12 protein-coding genes are annotated in these 16,356 nt (G+C 74.8%); 7 read left to right on the forward strand and 5 right to left on the reverse strand.

The window, feature by feature from the left end:
* Positions 1–30: 30 nt before the first annotated feature.
* Positions 31–615: a PadR family transcriptional regulator gene (locus tag ACFYML_RS27515; RefSeq protein ID WP_073832556.1), complete on the reverse strand. Its 585-nt coding sequence runs from the start codon at positions 613–615 to the stop codon at positions 31–33.
* 121 nt (positions 616–736) lie between these two features.
* Between ACFYML_RS27515 and ACFYML_RS27520 the strand changes: the two genes are divergently transcribed.
* From ACFYML_RS27520 to ACFYML_RS27545, 6 genes are all read left to right on the forward strand, one after another.
* On the forward strand, positions 737–1,963 hold the full coding sequence (locus ACFYML_RS27520) for an MFS transporter (RefSeq protein WP_387423383.1): 1,227 nt from the start codon (positions 737–739) through the stop codon (positions 1,961–1,963).
* A 307-nt stretch (positions 1,964–2,270) separates the two neighbouring features.
* Positions 2,271–3,110, forward strand: a complete 840-nt coding sequence (locus ACFYML_RS27525; RefSeq protein WP_357433623.1) for a GNAT family N-acetyltransferase — start codon at positions 2,271–2,273, stop codon at positions 3,108–3,110.
* 150 nt (positions 3,111–3,260) lie between these two features.
* Positions 3,261–3,986 (forward strand): ATP-binding cassette domain-containing protein, encoded by a 726-nt coding sequence (locus ACFYML_RS27530; protein ID WP_387423384.1) that lies wholly within the window; start codon positions 3,261–3,263, stop codon positions 3,984–3,986.
* A 231-nt stretch (positions 3,987–4,217) separates the two neighbouring features.
* Entirely contained in the window at positions 4,218–6,368 is a 2,151-nt protein-coding gene (locus tag ACFYML_RS27535) for a YhgE/Pip family protein (protein WP_387423385.1), read from the forward strand.
* Positions 6,369–6,457: 89 nt separating this feature from the next.
* Positions 6,458–7,051 (forward strand): TetR/AcrR family transcriptional regulator, encoded by a 594-nt coding sequence (locus ACFYML_RS27540; RefSeq protein ID WP_387423386.1) that lies wholly within the window; start codon positions 6,458–6,460, stop codon positions 7,049–7,051.
* 86 nt (positions 7,052–7,137) lie between these two features.
* Positions 7,138–10,674 carry an ATP-binding cassette domain-containing protein gene (locus tag ACFYML_RS27545; RefSeq protein WP_387423387.1) on the forward strand — a complete coding sequence of 1,179 codons (3,537 nt, stop codon included), beginning with the start codon at positions 7,138–7,140 and terminating at the stop codon, positions 10,672–10,674.
* A gap of 116 nt (positions 10,675–10,790) precedes the next feature.
* On the opposite strand, the gene ACFYML_RS27550 is transcribed toward ACFYML_RS27545, so the two are convergent.
* From ACFYML_RS27550 to ACFYML_RS27565, 4 genes are all read right to left on the reverse strand, one after another.
* Complete coding sequence (locus tag ACFYML_RS27550; RefSeq protein WP_387423388.1) at positions 10,791–11,858, reverse strand: NADH:flavin oxidoreductase/NADH oxidase; 1,068 nt, start codon at positions 11,856–11,858, stop codon at positions 10,791–10,793.
* A gap of 61 nt (positions 11,859–11,919) precedes the next feature.
* On the reverse strand, positions 11,920–13,212 hold the full coding sequence (locus tag ACFYML_RS27555) for a dicarboxylate/amino acid:cation symporter (protein ID WP_387423435.1): 1,293 nt from the start codon (positions 13,210–13,212) through the stop codon (positions 11,920–11,922).
* Positions 13,213–13,440: 228 nt separating this feature from the next.
* Entirely contained in the window at positions 13,441–14,061 is a 621-nt protein-coding gene (locus tag ACFYML_RS27560; RefSeq protein WP_387423389.1) for a DUF998 domain-containing protein, read from the reverse strand.
* A complete protein-coding gene (locus tag ACFYML_RS27565) occupies positions 14,054–15,019 on the reverse strand; it encodes a glutathione S-transferase family protein (protein WP_387423390.1) in 966 nt (321 codons plus the stop codon). The genes ACFYML_RS27560 and ACFYML_RS27565 overlap by 8 nt, the downstream gene beginning before the upstream one ends.
* Positions 15,020–15,124: 105 nt before the next feature.
* Here ACFYML_RS27565 and pcaF point away from each other — a divergent pair, with 105 nt between their 5' ends.
* On the forward strand, positions 15,125–16,330 hold the full coding sequence (gene pcaF / locus ACFYML_RS27570) for a 3-oxoadipyl-CoA thiolase (RefSeq protein WP_387423391.1): 1,206 nt from the start codon (positions 15,125–15,127) through the stop codon (positions 16,328–16,330).
* Positions 16,331–16,356 lie beyond the last annotated feature (26 nt).

Below are 16,356 nucleotides of genomic sequence, written 5' to 3' on the forward strand. Positions count from 1 at the left end.
TGGCCGCCCCGGCCGGTGTGCCGGCCGTGCTCACTCGGATTCGGCGAGGATGGCGTACAGCTTGCGGCGGGTCTCGTCGAGCACCTGCGCGGCGCGTTCCCGCTGGTCGTCGGTGCCGGTCATCATCACCTGGCGCAGCGCGTGCATCGCCTGCGCGCCAGCGTCGCGGATGTCGTGCCAGCTGTTGACGGTCGTCTCGGCGAACTCCGCCCAGGGTGGGGTCTGGGCCGCCGTGGCCGCCTCCTCCCGCCCCTGCTCGGTGAGGGCGAACCGCTTCCGGCCACCGTCGGAGTCGGCGGCGGCGGTGATCACACCCTCGTCCTCCAGCAGCTGCAGGGTGGGGTAGATCGAACCGGGGCTGGGCCGCCAGGCGCCGCCGGTCCGGGAGTCGATCTCCTGGATCATCTCGTAGCCGTGCATCGGCCGCTCGGTGAGCAGGGCCAGCACGGCGCCGCGCACGTTGGGCCGGCGGCCCCGACCGCGGCCGCGCCCGCCGCGGCCATGCCCGTGGCCGTGCGGCCCGGGCGGGAACGGCGGACCGGGGGGTACGGGCGGGAAGCCGAAGCCGCGCATCCGCATCTCGTGCATGGCGTGCATCCGTCGATGGAAACCCATCGGGCTCTCCTTCTGTCGTCGTATCACTGATGCGTCGACGATATATCGGCAATGCATCGCCGACAAGACGTTTCGATGGCGAAGTGTAAAACCGTACGTACGTCTTGTTAAGCTGCCCGACGTGCGCCTGCTTCCCGAACCGGGTCCGGCCCGGACGCTCGCCCTCTCCACCCTGGTCAACACCGTCGGCCGGGGCACCTGGCTGGCCGCCAGCGCCCTCTTCCTGACCCGTTCGGTCGGGCTCACGGTGGCCCAGGTCGGCGTCGGCCTCACCATCACCGCGCTGGTGAGCCTGGTCGCCAGCACCCCGATGGGCTACCTGGCCGACCGGCTCGGCCCGCGCGGCCTCCAGATCGCCGCGCTGCTCGCCTCCGCCGGGTTCACCGCCGCCCTGGTGGCCGTCCGCTCCTTCGCCGGCTTCCTGGTGGTCGGGGTGCTGATGGCGGTCGCCGACTCGGCCACCCGGGGTGCCCGGGGTGCGCTGATCGCCGGCGCGGTGCCCCCGGACCAGCGGGTGCGCACCCGGGCCTACCTGCGCGCGGTCACCAACGTCGGGATCTCGGTCGGCACCGTGCTGGCCGGCTTCGCCCTGGCCGCCGACACCCGGAGCGCCTACGTGTCGCTGATCCTGCTCGACTGCGCCACCTACCTGGTGGCCGCCGCGGTGCTGCTCCGGCTGCCACCCGTGCCGCCGGTGCCGGCGCCGGCACACGGGCCACGGCTGATCGCCCTGCGGGACCGCCCGTTCCTCGCCTTCACCGTGCTCGACGGGCTGATGTCGATGCACTTCGGCCTGATCAACATCGCCCTGCCGCTGTGGATCGCCGGGCACACCAGCGCCCCGCGCTGGCTCATCTCGGCATGCCTGCTGGTCAACACCGTGGTCGTGGTGCTCTTCCAGGTCCGCGCCTCGCGCGGTACCGAGGAGCTGACCGGCGCCGGCCGGGCCGCCCGGCGCGCCGGCGCGGTCATCGCGGTCGCCTGCGTGCTCTTCGGGGCCAGTGGCGGCGTACCCACCGCCGTCGCCGTGCCGCTGTTGCTCGGCGGGGCGCTGGTGCACGTGGTGGGCGAGTTGTGGCACGCCGCGGCCGGCTGGGGCATCTCGTTCGGCCTCGCCCCGGCGCACGCGCAGGGCCAGTACCAGGGCGCGTACGGGATGGGCATGCAGCTCGGTTCGATGGTGGCGCCGGTGGTGGTGACCACCCTGGCCGTCGGCTGGGGCGTACCGGGCTGGTTGCTGCTCGGCGGCCTGTTCCTGCTGCTAGGCGTGCTGGTGCCGCCGGTGGTGGCCTGGGCCGGGCGGACCCGGCCGGTCGAGCCGGCGACTGCGGCGGTCCCGGTCGGGTGAGCTGGCGGCTGCGGCGGTTCGGGGTCGGCCGGCGGTCGCGCCGGTCCGGGTTGGCCTGAGCCCGGTCGCGGCACCGCTCCCGCTGGGCTGAGCCGGTTGCCGCACCGCTGCCGCCTGGCTGAGCCGCCGCTCGGTTTTCCGCCCCTCCGCCGAACCGGCGGCCGGCTGCGCCGCAGGTCACCGGGGCGGCAGCTCGCCGGGGCCGCCGGTCGGCTGAGTCGCCGCTCGGCGATCCGGGGCCGGACATCCCGTCGCGGTCCGCAGGTCAGCCCGCGCGCGCTGGGGTGCATCTGGCAGGCTGGTATCCGTGCTGACGGTGCCGGTACGCCAACTGGGGGAGTCGGAGCGCCGCGCGGTCGAGCGGCTGCTGGACCTCGACCCCTATGCCGGCGCGCAGGTCGCCGAGCGGGTGGCGGCCCGCGGGCTGGCCTGGTGGCGGGCCGAGGGGCGGATCCTGGGCTACGGCTCCCGCCGCCACCTGGAGTCGATCTGCTGGCTGGGTGGCAACCTGACGCCGGTGCTCGCCACGGCGCCGGCGGTGGCGGCCTTCGCCGACCAGTTGAGCACCGAGGAGCGGCTCTGCTCCTCGATCGTCGGGCGCGCCGACGCGGTGCTCGGGCTCTGGGATCGCCTCTCCGCGTACTGGGGGCCGGCCCGGGACGTACGCCCGAACCAGCCGCTGCTGGCCACGGACGCCCTGCCGGCGGTGGCGGCCGACCCGGAGGTGCGCCGGGTGCGCAGCGGTGAGGTCGATCGGCTCTTCCCGGCGGCCGTGGCGATGTACACCGAGGAGGTCGGCGTCTCGCCGCTGGCCGAGGACGGCGGGCGCGGCTACCGGCGGCGGGTGGCCGACCTGGTCCGCGCGGGCCGCGCCTATGCCCGTTTCGCGGACGGCAAGGTGATCTTCAAGGCCGAGTTGGCCGTGGTCACCAGGCGGACCGCCCAGGTGCAGGGGGTCTGGGTGGCGCCGGAGTGGCGGGGCCGGGGCATCGCCACGGCGGCCATGGCGGCGGTGGTACGGGACGCGCTGATCCGGGTCGCCCCGACGGTCAGCCTCTACGTCAACGACTTCAACCTGCCCGCCCGGCGGGTCTACGAGCGCTGCGGCTTCCGCCCGGTGGGCACCCTCGCCACCGTCCTCTTCTGAGCGGTCCTTTCCACGCCTCGGCACGGCGGTCTCCTGCTGACTGCGGCATGGCCGGGATCACGCCGCGCCGAATGCGCCGAACCGGACAGCCGGCGTTATGCTGGGCATGTTTTTGCACTGACCAGTCAGTTTAGATTTCAGGACGGGACGATGAAGATCGTCGAGGCCGGCGGGCTCGGGCTGCGGACCCGCCGCGGCTGGGTGTACCGGGACGTGGACCTCACCGCCGAGGCGGGCGAGCTGCACGCGGTGACCGGCCCGCCGGGCAGCGGGCGTACCTCCCTGCTGCTCACCCTGGCCGGGCGCTTCCCGTACACCGACGGGGAACTGCGCCGCCGAGGGCGGGCGGCGCTCGGGCAGGTCGTCGGCGTGCACGAACCCGACCCGACGCTGACCGTGGCCGAGCACATCCAGGAGCGGCTGCTGCTGCTCGGGCCGGTGCCGCGCCGCCGCCGGCAACTCGTCCCGGTCGCCGCCGTGCGGGCCCGCCGGGCGTACCGCCGGGACGCCTTCGCCGCCGCGATCGCCGGCGCCGGCCTCACCGACGCTCCGCTCGACCCCGACCGGTACGGCCGGGACCTCACCCCCGTCGAGCGTCAGGTGCTCGGGCTGGTGCTGGCCAGCCTCAGCGGCCCGAGCCTGATCGTCGCCGACGACGTGGACGCCGGCTCCGACGCCCCAGAGCGGGAGTGGATCTGGGCCGCCCTGGCCCGCCTCGCGGACCAGGGGTACGCGGTGATCGCCAGCGCCCGGGCCGTCGAGCCGGGCGCCACCGCGATCGTGCACCGGATCGGCGACCCGTCCCTCCCCACCCCCGCCCTGGTCGCGCCGCGCGTCGCGGCCGACCGGGACCAGACCGCCGAGGTGCCGGCATGAGCGAGCGCAGCGAGCGAATCAGCAGGTTCAGTGTGGTGGTGCCTCATGGCGGCACGGAGCGGAGCGGAGTGCCGGCATGAGCGAGCGCAGCGAGCGAATCAGCAGGTTCAGTGTGGTGGTGCCTCATGGCGGCACTGCTCACAGTCCGACCCCCGGCCGGGGCCGTATCGATGCTGCGGGATTTGCCGATGCGGCCGGGGCTCGGACCGTTCGGCGCAGCGGAGTGCCGGCATGAGTGTCGTTCGACTCGCGCTCTTCGAGTTGCGCCGGATGACCCGGGGCCGGCTGCCGCGCGCCGCGCTCGCCGTCCTCACCGTCATCCCGCTGCTCTACGGGGCGCTCTACCTCTACGCCTTCTGGGACCCGTACGGGAACCTCGACCGGATCCCGGTCGCCCTGGTCAACGCCGACCGGCCGGCGAAGGCCGGCGACGGCAGCGAGGTGCACGCCGGGCGGGACCTCACCGACGAGCTGCTGGACCGGAAGGTCTTCGGCTGGACGGTGACCGACCAGGCCGACGCGACCGAGGGGCTGCGCGACGGGCGGTACCACCTGCTCTTCGCCATCCCCGCCGACTTCTCCGCCACCCTCGTCGCCAGCCCGGAACCGGACCAGCCGGCCCGCCGGGGCGAGCTGAAGGTGGTCAACGACGACGCCACCAACTACCTGTCCGGGCTGCTCGCCCGCTCCGCGTTCAGCGAGATCCGGGCCGCCGCCGCGGAGAGCACCGCGGCGTCGTACTTCGACCGGATGCTGATCGGCTTCACCGACGCCAAGGCCGAGACCGGCCGGGCCGCCGACGGGGCCGGCAAGCTCCACGACGGGCTCGACGCCTCGCAGCAGGGGGCCGGACAGCTCGCCGACGGGCTGGGCACGGCCGAGGACGGCGCCGGGCAGCTCGCGGGCGGCCTCAACCAGTCCCTGCGGGGAGCGGAGCAGCTCGCCGGCGGCCTCGACCAGCTCTACACCGGCGCGGCGCAGATCGCCGACGGCACCAACCGGGCGGCCACCGAGACCCGCGCCGCCGCGGCCAAGGTGGACGCCGCCGCCGACCGGTACGAGCCGCTGCTGCGCCGGAACGCCGCCGACATCCAGCGGGCCGCCAGCCTGGTCGGCGAGGGCGCGCAGGCGCTCGCCGACGGCCTCGACGCGCTCCCGGCCCGGGCCGACGAGGTGGTGACCCAGGCCGAGCAGGTCCGCGACCGCCTCGACGCCGTGGTCAAGACGCACCCCGAGCTGGCCGACGACCCCGACCTCGTCGCCGCGCGGCGGGCCGCCGACAACGCCGTCACCGCGGCCCGCGCCATGACGTCCGCCCTCGACCGGACCGACCTCACGGCGCTCAAGAAGCAGATGACCGAGGTCGCGCAGACCGGTCGGGCGGTCGCCGCCGCGGCGCCGCACCTGGCCGACGACGTCGCCGCCGCCCGCGCCCAGGTCGACCAGCTCGCCAGCGGGCTCAACACCCTCGCCGAGGGCAGCGCCAAGCTCCGCGACGGGCTGGGCAGCGCCACGGACGGCGCCGACCAGCTCCGCGGCGGGCTCTACCGGCTCGCCACCGGTGCCCGGCAGCTCGACGGCGGTCTGGCCCAGCTCAGCAGCGGCAGCAACCGGCTCGCCGACGGGCTGACCAAGCTGGAGAGCGGCGCCGGTGACCTCGCCGACGGGCTCGCGGCCGGTGAGCGGAAGCTGCCCGGGTACCACGACGCGGACAGCCGCTCCGACATCCTCGGCGACCCGGTCGGCCTGCTCCGCACCGCGCACCATCCGGCCGGCTCGTACGGGGTGGGCTTCGCGCCGTACTTCCTGGCCCTGGCGCTCTGGGTCGGCGCGATGATCACGTACATGCTGCTGCGGCCGGTCAACCGGCGGCACGTGATGTCCGGGGCGCCCGGCTGGCGGGTCGCCCTCGCCGGCTGGCTGCCCGCCGCGGCGATCGGTCTGGCCCAGTCCGCCGTGCTGTTCACCGTGGTCACCCTGGTGCTGGGTCTCGACCCGCAGCACCGGATGGCGACGCTGGGCCTGCTCGCGCTGACCTCGCTGGCGTTCACCGCGATCATGCAGCTGCTCGGCGTGGCGCTCGGCCCGGCCGGCCGGCTCGCCGCGCTGGCCCTGCTGATGCTGCAGCTCACCTCCTCCGGCGGCACCTACCCCGTGCAGACCTCGCCCGGCTTCTTCCAGGCGATCCACCCCTGGCTGCCGATGACGCACGTGGTGGCCGGCCTGCGGCACACCATCAACGGCGGCCCGGCCGGGCCGGTGGTCACCGGGGCGCTGGTGCTGGTCGCCTTCGGTGCGGGCGCGCTGGCGCTCACCATCGGCGCGGCGCGCCGGTCCCGCCGGCTCACCCCGGCCAAGCTGCACCCCGAACTGGTCATGTGAGGATGCTCATGGGCCGTACGGCGGTGGCGCCCGGCCCCGGCGCGGGTCGCTCCGGCGGCCCGCACCGGACCGGTCGACGGGGAGGGCGAGTGACGGACGGACGGTCGCGCCGACGGGAGGACACCCGGCAGCGCCTCTTCGTGGCGGCGGTGGAGCTCATCGCCGAGCAGGGCTTCTCCGCCACCACCGTGGACGACATCGCCGCCCGGGCCGGGGTGGCGAAGGGGACCGTCTACTACAACTTCGAGTCCAAGACGGTCCTCTTCGAGGAGTTGCTGCGGCACGGCATCGGCCTGCTCACCGCCGACTTCCGCGCCGCGGTCGCCGGGCTGCCACCCCGCGAGGCGCTCGCCGCGCTGGTCCGCGCCGAGCTGGAGTACATCCGCCGCTACCGGGCCTTCGCCCAGCTCCTGCTCTCCGAGATGTGGCGCACCAACCGCGAGTGGCAGCAGACCCTACGGCTGCTGCGCGGCGAGGCCATCGAGGTGATCGCGGAGACCGTACGGGCCGGCGTGGCCAGCGGTGACCTCCCCGCCGACCTGGACGTGCGTACGGCCAGCTCGGCGCTGTTCGGCGTGGGTCTGGTGGTGGCCGTGGACTGGCTGGTCTTCCAGCCGGACCGGCCGATCGAGGACGTGCAGGAGGCGCTGCTCGGCATCGTCCGCCGGGTCGCCCAGGCGTGAACCGCGGGTAAATGGTTTGAGCGGCCGCGGCCGGGCCGGAAGGCTGGGGGTACCGCCCCCACCGACCCGAGTCCGGAGGACTGTCCATGCGCCTGCTCCGAGATCTCTGGGCCACCGCACCCCGCCGCATGGCCCTCGTGGGGTTCCTGACCGTCCTCGGCGCCGGCGGTCAGGCGGCCGCCTCCGCGCTGGCCGGCCCGGTCCTCGTGCAGCGGTCGAGCGGCTGGTTCGTGCTGCTGGCCGCCGCGCTGGTCGCCGTCGTCGTCAGCGACCTGGTGATCGGGCTGGTGATGGCCCGGGTCACCGCGGACTGGTCGGCCGACGTACGCCGCCGGCTCTGCCGGGTGGCCCTCGGGCAGGACCTGCCCACCCTGGAGACCACCCCGGTCGGCGAGCTGCTCGACCGCATCGACAACGACGTCTACCAGGTCGCCTCCGAGCTGCGGAACACCGGCGTCCGGCTCGCCCAGGGGCTGACGGTCTGCCTGCTGGCCACGGTGAGCGCGCTCTTCGTCTGGTGGCCCGCCGGGGTCGGCATGGTGGTGCTGACCGCGCTGCTCGGCGTGTTGCTGCGCCGGCCGACCGCCCGCATCGGCCCGGCCCGGATGGCCGAGGAGGAGGCCTGGTCCGATCTGGCCGCGGTGATGGAGGAGGCCGTCCACGGCCAGGACGACGTACGGACCAGCCTCGCCCAGCCGTACGTGCTGCGGCTGTACGCCCGGCGCGCCGCCGAGGTGCTGGCCCGCGGCAAGCGGGTGTTCCTCATGTCCGCGAAGGTCACCACCGTCGCCGGCGGGGGTATCCGGGCCGGCATCGCCGCCGTCGTCCTCGCCGGGGCGTGGGCGCTCACCACCGGCCGGGTGGACGGCACCCGGCTCACCGCGATCTGGCTGCTCGCCCTCGCCTTCGGGGCCACCGTCGAGCACATCGCCCGCTGGGTGCCGCACCTGCAGTACGCGCTCGGCGCGTGGGCCCGCGTGCAGCTGCTCTCCGACGCCCGCCAGGAACCCGCCGGCGGCGTCGCCCCCGCGGAGGGCGACCTCACCGTGCGGGGGCTCACCTTCCGCTACCCCGCCACCTCGGACGCCGACCGTGGCCCGGCGCTGCGCGACGTGCGACTCACCTTCGCCCGTGGCCGGTCCTACGCCCTGGTGGGGCGGACCGGGTCGGGCAAGTCGACCCTCGCCAAGGTGCTCACCCGGGCGGTGGAGGTGCCGCGCGGCACCGTCTTCCTCGGCGACACCGACCTGGTGGACCTCGACGTGGAGCGGCTGCGGCAGTGGATCGCCGTGGTGCCGCAGCGCACCGAGATCCTGGCCGGCACGCTCGCCGAGAACGTCGCCCTCTTCGACCCCGACCTGCTCGACGAAGCCCCCCGGGCGCTGGGCGAGCTGGGGCTGGACGGCTGGGTCGCCGAGCTGCCCGACGGGGTGCACACCAGGCTCGGTGAGGGCGGGCAGGCGCTCTCCGCCGGGCAGGAGCAGCTCGTGGCGTTCGCCCGGATCCTGGTCCGGGACCCGCAGGTGGTGATCCTCGACGAGGCCACCGCCCGGCTCGACCCGGTCACCGAGAACCGGGTACGCCAGGCCACCGAGCGGCTGCTCGCCGGCCGGATCGGCATCGTGATCGCGCACCGGCTCTCCTCGGTGCGCCGCTGCGACGAGGTCGTGGTGATGGGTGACGGTGCGGTGCTGGAGGCCGGCCCGCTGCGCGAGTCGGAACGCTTCGCCGAACTGCTGGCACACAGCCATGCCGGCGCGTACGCCGCCGCGGCGGCGGGACGCGGTGGGGTGGACCTGCTGCCCGCGCCGGCCGGCGAGTGGGACGACGAGCCGGCGGCGGCCGTCGCGCCGGCGCCGGCCGAGCGACCGGTGGCGCCCCTTGCGCCGGCGCCGGCCGAGCGACCGGTGGCCGTACCGAAGACCGACCCGCCGCCGGCGCCACCCGCACCGCCCGCACGGACCATGCGGGAGATCCTGCGGTTGGGCCTGAACGATCCCCGCTACGGCCTGGCCTCTGTCGCCATGTTCGTCGTCATGCTGCTGCTCGGCCTCGACGGCTCGATCCTGCCCTGGCTGTGGGCGGACGTCGTCGACGGCGGCGACCCGTGGCTGCCGGCGCTCGGCATCGCCGCCGCGCTGCTGGTGATCCTGCCCCTGCCGTTCCTCACCAACCTGCGGTTCCCGCAGTGGTGGGTCCGGCAGATGCTGCGTATCAGCGCGCGTCTGGTGCACGGGCAGACCGGCCCGCGCCGGGTCAGCGGGCACACCCCGGCCGAGGTGGTGGCCCAGGGCGGCGACACCGATCGGGTGGTGCAGCTCGCCGACAACCTGATGGACCAGTTCATCGCCCTGGCGCTGCTGGTGAGCATGGTCGCGGTGACCGGCAGCGTGGTGCCCGGGCTGTTCTTCGTGGGCACCATGGTGGTCTCCGGCCTGGCCGCGACGCTTTTCGGCCCCCGGCTGGAACGCACCGCCCGGGGCACGGTGAAGGCGCGGGCGGCGTTCGCGACCGCCCTGGTGTCCTCGCTGTCGGCGGCCCGTACGGTGAAACTGGCCGGTGCCACCCGCCCGGTGCTGGACCACCTCGCCCGGCTGGACGTCGTCCGCAGCGACCGGCAGCGCCGGGAGATCGCCATGCAGGTGTGGGCGCGGTCCACTCCGTCGATGGCCAGTGGGCTGCTGCCGATCGGGGCGTGGGCGCTCTACCTGACCGGCGGCCTCTCCGCCGGCGGTGTGCTGGTGGCCGTCTCCACCCTCGGCGCGGCCCGCTGGTTCGCCTGGACCACCGCGTCGCTGGTGTCCCACTACCCGTCGGCACGGGTGTGGACCCGACGGACCGTGGCGATGGCCGGGGTGGCCGCCTACTCGGCGACGGTGCCGGGCGTGGACATCGCGGCCGGCACCGCCCCGGCCCCGCTGCCTGCGGCCCGGCGGCCGCTACGCCGGCTGGAGCTGGCCGGGTTCGGCGCGCTGCACACCGACGGCACCCTCGCCGTCCGCGACGTCGACCTCACCGTCGACCGGGGACAGCTGGTGCTGGTGGTCGGGCCGGTCGGATCCGGCAAGTCGTCGCTGCTGCGGGCCCTCGCCGGGATCGTCCACCACACCGGCGCGCTGCGCTGGAACGGCGAGCCGGTGACCGAGCCGGAGCTGTTCCTCCGCCCCAACCAGGTCGGCTACGTCGGCCAGCTGCCCCGGGTGCTCTCCGGCACCGTGGCCGACAACATCGCGCTCGGGCACCAGGTGGACGCCGCCGAGGCGGTGTCGACCGCCCAGCTCGACCACGACCTGGCCGCCGCCGGCGGTGGGCTCGGGCTGCTCATCGGGCACAAGGGCACCCGGCTCTCCGGCGGGCAGCTCCAGCGGCTGGCGCTGGCCCGGGCGTTGGCGCCGCGTACCGAGCTGCTGGTCGCCGACGACGTGTCGTCCGCGCTGGACGTCACCACCGAGCTGGCGCTCTGGGCGGCACTGCGGGAGCACGGCGTGACCGTGGTCGGGTCGACCGCCAAACGGGCCGCGCTGGTCCGAGCGGACCACGTCGTGGTGCTGGTCGACGGGGCGGTGATGGCGCAGGGGCCGTGGCGCGACCTGGAAACCGACTGGGGCCACCTGGCGGGCTGACCAGACCGCCCAGTTCGCCGTGTCCGGTGACCATGAGGTTGGCGGGACGAAAGGGGCGAATCGTCCTGCCAACCTCATGATCGACCTGGCACCCGGCCGGGGCTGGCCGGGGTGGGTCAGAAGGCGCGGGTGTACTGGTTCGGCCAGTCGGGGGTGGCGCCGAGCTTGGCGGCGGCGCGGCGGGGCCAGTACGGGTCGCGCAGCAGCTCCCGGCCGAGCAGCACCAGGTCGGCCTCGCCGCCGGCGACGATCTGCTCAGCCTGCTCCGGCTCGACGATCAGGCCGACCGCGCCGGTGGGCACGCCCGCGTCGCGGCGGATCCGGGCGGCCAGCGGCACCTGGTAGCCGGGGCCGACCGGGATGCTCGCCCCGGCCGAGGCGCCCCCGGACGAGGCGTCCACCAGGTCCACCCCGGCGGCGGCCAGCTCGCCGGCGAGCACCACGCTGTCCTCGACGGTCCAGCCGCCGTCCACCCAGTCGGTGGCGGAGATCCGGGTTAGCACCGGCACCGCCGCACCGACGGCGGCGCGGACCGCCCGGGCCACCTCCAGGGTGAGCCGCATCCGGCCGGCCCGGTCGCCGCCGTACGCGTCGTCCCGCCGGTTGGTCAGCGGGGAGAGGAACTCGTGCAGCAGGTAGCCGTGCGCGGCGTGGATCTCCACGGCGCGGAAGCCGGCGTCCAGCGCCCGCCCGGCGGCGACGGCGAACGCCTCGACCACCCGGGCTATCCCGGCCTCGTCGAGCGCGGTCGGCCGCCGGTGGTCGGGCAGGAACGGCTCGCTGCCGGGGCCGACCGGCGTCCAGCCGCCCTCGGCGTCCGGCACGCCACCCCGGTGCGCGGCCCACGGCCGGTACGTCGACGCCTTGAACCCGGCGTGCGCCAGCTGCACGGCCGGCACCGCCCCCTGCCCGTTGAGGAACGCGGTGATCGGCCGCCACGCGTCGACGTGCGCGCCGGACCAGAGCCCGGTGTCCTGGGGGCTGATCCGCCCCTCGGGCACCACGGCGGTGGCCTCGGTGATGATCAGCCCGACCCCGCCGACGGCGCGGGAGCCGAGGTGGATCCGGTGCCAGTCGGTGGGCAGGCCGTCCGGGCCGGCGCTGTACTGGCACATCGGCGCCATGGCGACCCGGTTGGGCAGGGTGACGCCGCGCAGGGCGAGCGGGGTGAACAGGGCACTCATGTCGGGATCCTCCAACGACACGGAGAGGGGCCCCGGGTGGGGCCCCTCTCGATCAGCGGTGTCAGGCGGGGACGGGGGCGAGCCGCTCCGCGGGGCGGTCGACCTCGTCCGCGTCCACCAGGTCGCGCTTGCCGGCCGAGTCGTACGCCGCCCGGTCGAGGGTGCCCTCACGGGCGGCCACGATGGTCGGCACGAGCGCCTGCCCGGCCACGTTGGTGGCGGTGCGGATCATGTCCAGGATCGGGTCGATCGCCAGCAGCAGGCCGGCACCGGCCAGCGGCAGGCCCAGCGTGCTCAGGGTCAGGGTGAGCATGACGATCGCGCCGGTGAGGCCGGCCGTGGCGGCCGAGCCGACCACCGAGACGAAGGCGATCAGCAGGTAGTCGGTGACGCCCAGGTGCACCCCGAAGACCTGCGCCACGAAGATCGCGGCCAGGGCCGGGTAGATGGCGGCGCAGCCGTCCATCTTCGTGGTGGCGCCGAACGGCACCGCGAAGGAGGCGTACTCGCGGGGGACACCGAGCCGCTCGACCGAGCGCTGGGTCACCGGCATGGTGCCCACCGAGGAGCGGGAGACGAAGGCCAGCTCGATGGCGGGCCAGGCGCCGGCGAAGAAGCGCAGCGGGTTGAGCCGGCCCGCGGCCACCAGCAGCAGCGGGTAGACCACGAAGAGCACGATCGCGCAGCCGACGTAGACGGCGGTGGTGAACTTGGCGAGCGGGGCCAGCAGGTCCCAGCCGTACGAGGCGATCGCGTTGCCGATCAGGCCGAGCGTGCCGAGCGGGGCGAGCCGGATGACCCACCAGAGCGCCTTCTGCACGATGGCCAGCAGCGACCGGTTGAGCGCCACGAACGGCTCGGCGGCCTCGCCGATCAGCATCGCGGCGGCGCCCACCACCAGGGCGAGGAAGACGATCTGGAGGACGTTGCCCTCCACGAAGGCCCCGATCGGGTTGGTCGGGACGATGCCGGTGAGGAAGTCGGTCCAGGAGCCGGTCCGCTTCGGCGCGGCGGCGCCGGCCAGGTCGAGCGTGACGCCCTTGCCCGGGTCGGTGAGCAGGCCGATGCCGATGCCGAGGCTCACCGCGATCAGCGCGGTGATGCCGAACCAGAGCAGCGTCTTCAGCGCCAGCCGGGCCGCGTTGGCCATGCCGCGCAGGCTGACCACGCTGACCACGATGGCGGTGAAGACCAGCGGCGGCACGGCCAGCTTGAGGAGCTGGACGAAGAGGTGCCCGACCGTGTCGAGGGTGCTGGTCAGCCAGCTGACGTCATTGGCGCGGGCGACGAAGCCGAGCACCACGCCGAGCACGAGGCCGAGCAGGATCTGCAGGGAAAAGGGGAATTTGCGCAGGGCGGAAGCCATGAGGATGCGTCCAAGGTCTGAAGAGGGGCGGTCAGGGCAGCGTCAGGAACGAGGCTGCGCCGGACAGACGCCGCTGGCCTGCCGTCGAAGGTCGACGTACAGGCGCTCGGTGAGGTGCCAGACGTTGGTCATCGCCTGCGGATGCTACTCCCAGCCAGCCCACAGGTGGAAGATCGACCGCCGTGATGCTCCTTACAGGCAGCGTTCATCCGTTGGTCACGGTCGGCGGGACAGTCCCAGGGCGGTGGCCGTGGCCAGGCCCCAGGCGGCGGCCACCGCCAGCAGCAGCCGCTCCAGCACCCCCACCAGTTCGCCGCGGCCCACCACCAGCATGGCCAGCGCGATCGCCCCCGAGAGCGGCAGAGCCAGCGCCGCGCCGGCTCCGGCGATCCGGCGCAGCGGCCGGCCCGCCGCCGGGGCGAACACCAGCGCCAGCATCGCGAAGACCACCGCGGCCGTGGCCGCCACGCTGGCCCCGCCGTGCACCAGGTCCGCCACGGTGGCGGCCTCGAACGGCGGCAGCGGGCAGCCGGCGCTGCACGTCACCGCGCCGGAGAGCACCGTGCAGGTCCCGCCGGCGGCGAGCAGCACCGCCGCCGTCCGCAGCGTTGGAGGCAGCGCCGCCGCGAGCAGCAGCAGCGCCGCCGCCAGGGCGAAGATCCCGATCCGGTACGCCCCGGCGTACCCGCTGTCAGTGATGCCGGCCTCGCTGACGTACCCGGTCAGGCCCGGACCGGGACCGGCGACCACGGCGACCGTCACGGCGACCGTGCCGGCCACGACGCAGCCGGCGGCGGCCGACGCGGCGGCGGCCCGGGCGGCGCCGGGATCAGCCACGCCCGTGCGGTGTGGTCCAGCCGCGCAGGTCCGGACCGAGCGGCACGATCCGGGTCGGGTTGATCATCTCGTGGGTGGCGTAGTAGTGCCGCTTGATGTGGTCGAAGTCCACCGTCTCGCCGAAGCCCGGGGTCTGGAACAGGTCCCGGGCGTACGCCCAGAGCACCGGCATCTCGGTCAGCTTCTGCCGGTTGCACTTGAAGTGCCCGTGGTACGCCACGTCGAAGCGGACCAGCGTGGTGAACAGCCGCACGTCCGCCTCGGTGATCTGGTCGCCCATCAGGTAGCGGCGCCCGGACAGCCGCTCCGACAGCGCGTCGAGCCGGGCGAAGAGCGCCGTGTACGCCTCGTCGTACGCCTCCTGTGAGGTGGCGAAGCCGCACCGGTAGACCCCGTTGTTGACGTCCCGGTGGATCTCCGCCATCAGGGCGTCCAGCTCCGGGCGCAACTCGACCGGGTAGAGGTCCGGCGCGCCCGGCTTGTGGAACCGCCGCCACTCGGTGGACAAGTCCAGGGTGAGCTGCGGGTAGTCGTTGGTCACCACCCGGCCGGTCAGCGTGTCGATCAGCGCCGGCACGGTCACCCGGCCGGTGTAGTCCGGGTCGGTGGCCAGGTACGCGTCGGAGAGGAAGCTGATCCCCAGCACCGGGTCGAAGCCGTCCGGGTCGAGCGCGAACCGCCAGCCCCGCTCGTCCCGGATGGGGTCGACCGTGCCCAGTGAGATCACGTCCTCCAGCCCGAGCAGGTTGCGCACGATCCGGGCCCGGTGCGCCCACGGGCAGGCCCGGCACCAGATGAGCCGGTAGCGGCCGGCCTCCAGCGGCCAGCGGCCCTGGTCGTCGGGGCCGCCGCCCTCCGGCGAGGTGGAGTGCGGGGTGACCCGACCGGTGAACCGGTTGGGCTGGCGGACGAACTCACCGCTGCGGGTGCTCTCTGCGCTGAACTGGGCCCGGGCCATGCCGTCAACCTAACCGTTCCGGGCGCGGATATCCTGGCGCCGGGCGTCCCCGGGACCCGGCGGCCGCCCCCGCCAGCCCCTTCCACCCCCGAAGGACGCAGCACCATGACCGTGGCATACCTCGTGGCCGGAGTCCGCACCCCGATCGGCCGGTACGCCGGCGCCCTCGCCGGGGTACGCCCCGACGACCTGGCCGCGCACGTGATCCGCGAACTGGTCGCCCGGCACCCGGCCGTGGACTGGGCCCGCACCGACGACGTGCTCCTCGGCTGCGCCAACCAGGCCGGCGAGGACAACCGCAACGTGGCCCGGATGGCGGCGCTGCTCGGCGGGCTGCCCGAGGAGGTTCCGGGCAGCACGGTCAACCGGCTCTGCGGCTCCGGCCTGGACGCCCTCGCCACCGCGGCGCGCGCGATCGTCGCCGGGGAGGCCGACCTGGTGATCGCCGGCGGGGTGGAGAGCATGAGCCGGGCGCCGTTCGTCATGCCGAAGGCGACCACCCCGTTCTCCCGCACCGCCGAGGTGTACGACACCACCATCGGCTGGCGGCTGGTCAACCCGGTGATGAAGCGGGGCTGGGGCATCGACTCGATGCCGGAGACGGCGGAGAACGTCGCCGCCGAGTACGGCGTCGACCGGGCGGCGCAGGACGGGTTCGCGTTCCGCTCCCAGCAGCGGGCCGCCAAGGCGCAGGCCGACGGCCGGCTGGCCGAGGAGATCGTGCCGGTGACCGTGCCCGCCGGCCGGCGCGAGACGAAGCTGGTCGAGGTCGACGAGCACCCCCGGGAGACCTCGCTGGAGAAACTCGCCGCGCTGCCCACCCCGTTCCGCGAGGGCGGCACGGTGACCGCCGGCAACTCGTCCGGCGTCAACGACGGCGCGGTGGCCCTGCTGGTCGCCTCCGAGGCCGCCGTCTCCCGGTACGGCCTCACCCCGCTGGCCCGGGTGAGCGGCGCGGCGGCGGCCGGCGTACCCCCCCGGATCATGGGCGTCGGCCCGGTGCCGGCCACCCGCAAGCTGCTCGACCGGCACGGCCTCGGCCTGGCCGACCTCGACGTGATCGAGCTGAACGAGGCGTTCGCCGCCCAGTCCGTGGCGGTGCTGCGCGAGTTGGGGCTGCCCGAGGACGCCGAGCACGTCAACCCGAACGGCGGCGCCATCGCCCTGGGTCACCCGCTGGGTGCCAGCGGTGCCCGGCTGGCGCTCACCGCCGCGCTGGAGCTGCGCCGCCGGGGCGGCCGGCGGGCCCTCGCCACCATGTGCATCGGCGTCGGGCAGGGTGTCTCGCTGCTGCTGGAGTCGGCCGCCTGAGCCGTGGTCCGCCCGGCGCGCCCCCG

This window comes from Micromonospora sp. NPDC007230, from assembly GCF_042869115.1.
Lineage (GTDB): Bacteria > Actinomycetota > Actinomycetes > Mycobacteriales > Micromonosporaceae > Micromonospora.

Bases quoted from the DNA above. Each gene is read 5' to 3' on its own strand.
- pcaF (WP_387423391.1), top strand. From the start codon at position 15,125: ATGACCGTGGCATACCTCGTGGCCGGAGTCCGCACCCCGATCGGCCGG.
- ACFYML_RS27565 (WP_387423390.1), bottom strand. From the start codon at position 15,019: ATGGCCCGGGCCCAGTTCAGCGCAGAGAGCACCCGCAGCGGTGAGTTC.
- ACFYML_RS27535 (WP_387423385.1), top strand. From the start codon at position 4,218: ATGAGTGTCGTTCGACTCGCGCTCTTCGAGTTGCGCCGGATGACCCGG.
- ACFYML_RS27545 (WP_387423387.1), top strand. From the start codon at position 7,138: ATGCGCCTGCTCCGAGATCTCTGGGCCACCGCACCCCGCCGCATGGCC.
- ACFYML_RS27515 (WP_073832556.1), bottom strand. From the start codon at position 615: ATGGGTTTCCATCGACGGATGCACGCCATGCACGAGATGCGGATGCGC.
- ACFYML_RS27550 (WP_387423388.1), bottom strand. From the start codon at position 11,858: ATGAGTGCCCTGTTCACCCCGCTCGCCCTGCGCGGCGTCACCCTGCCC.
- ACFYML_RS27530 (WP_387423384.1), top strand. From the start codon at position 3,261: ATGAAGATCGTCGAGGCCGGCGGGCTCGGGCTGCGGACCCGCCGCGGC.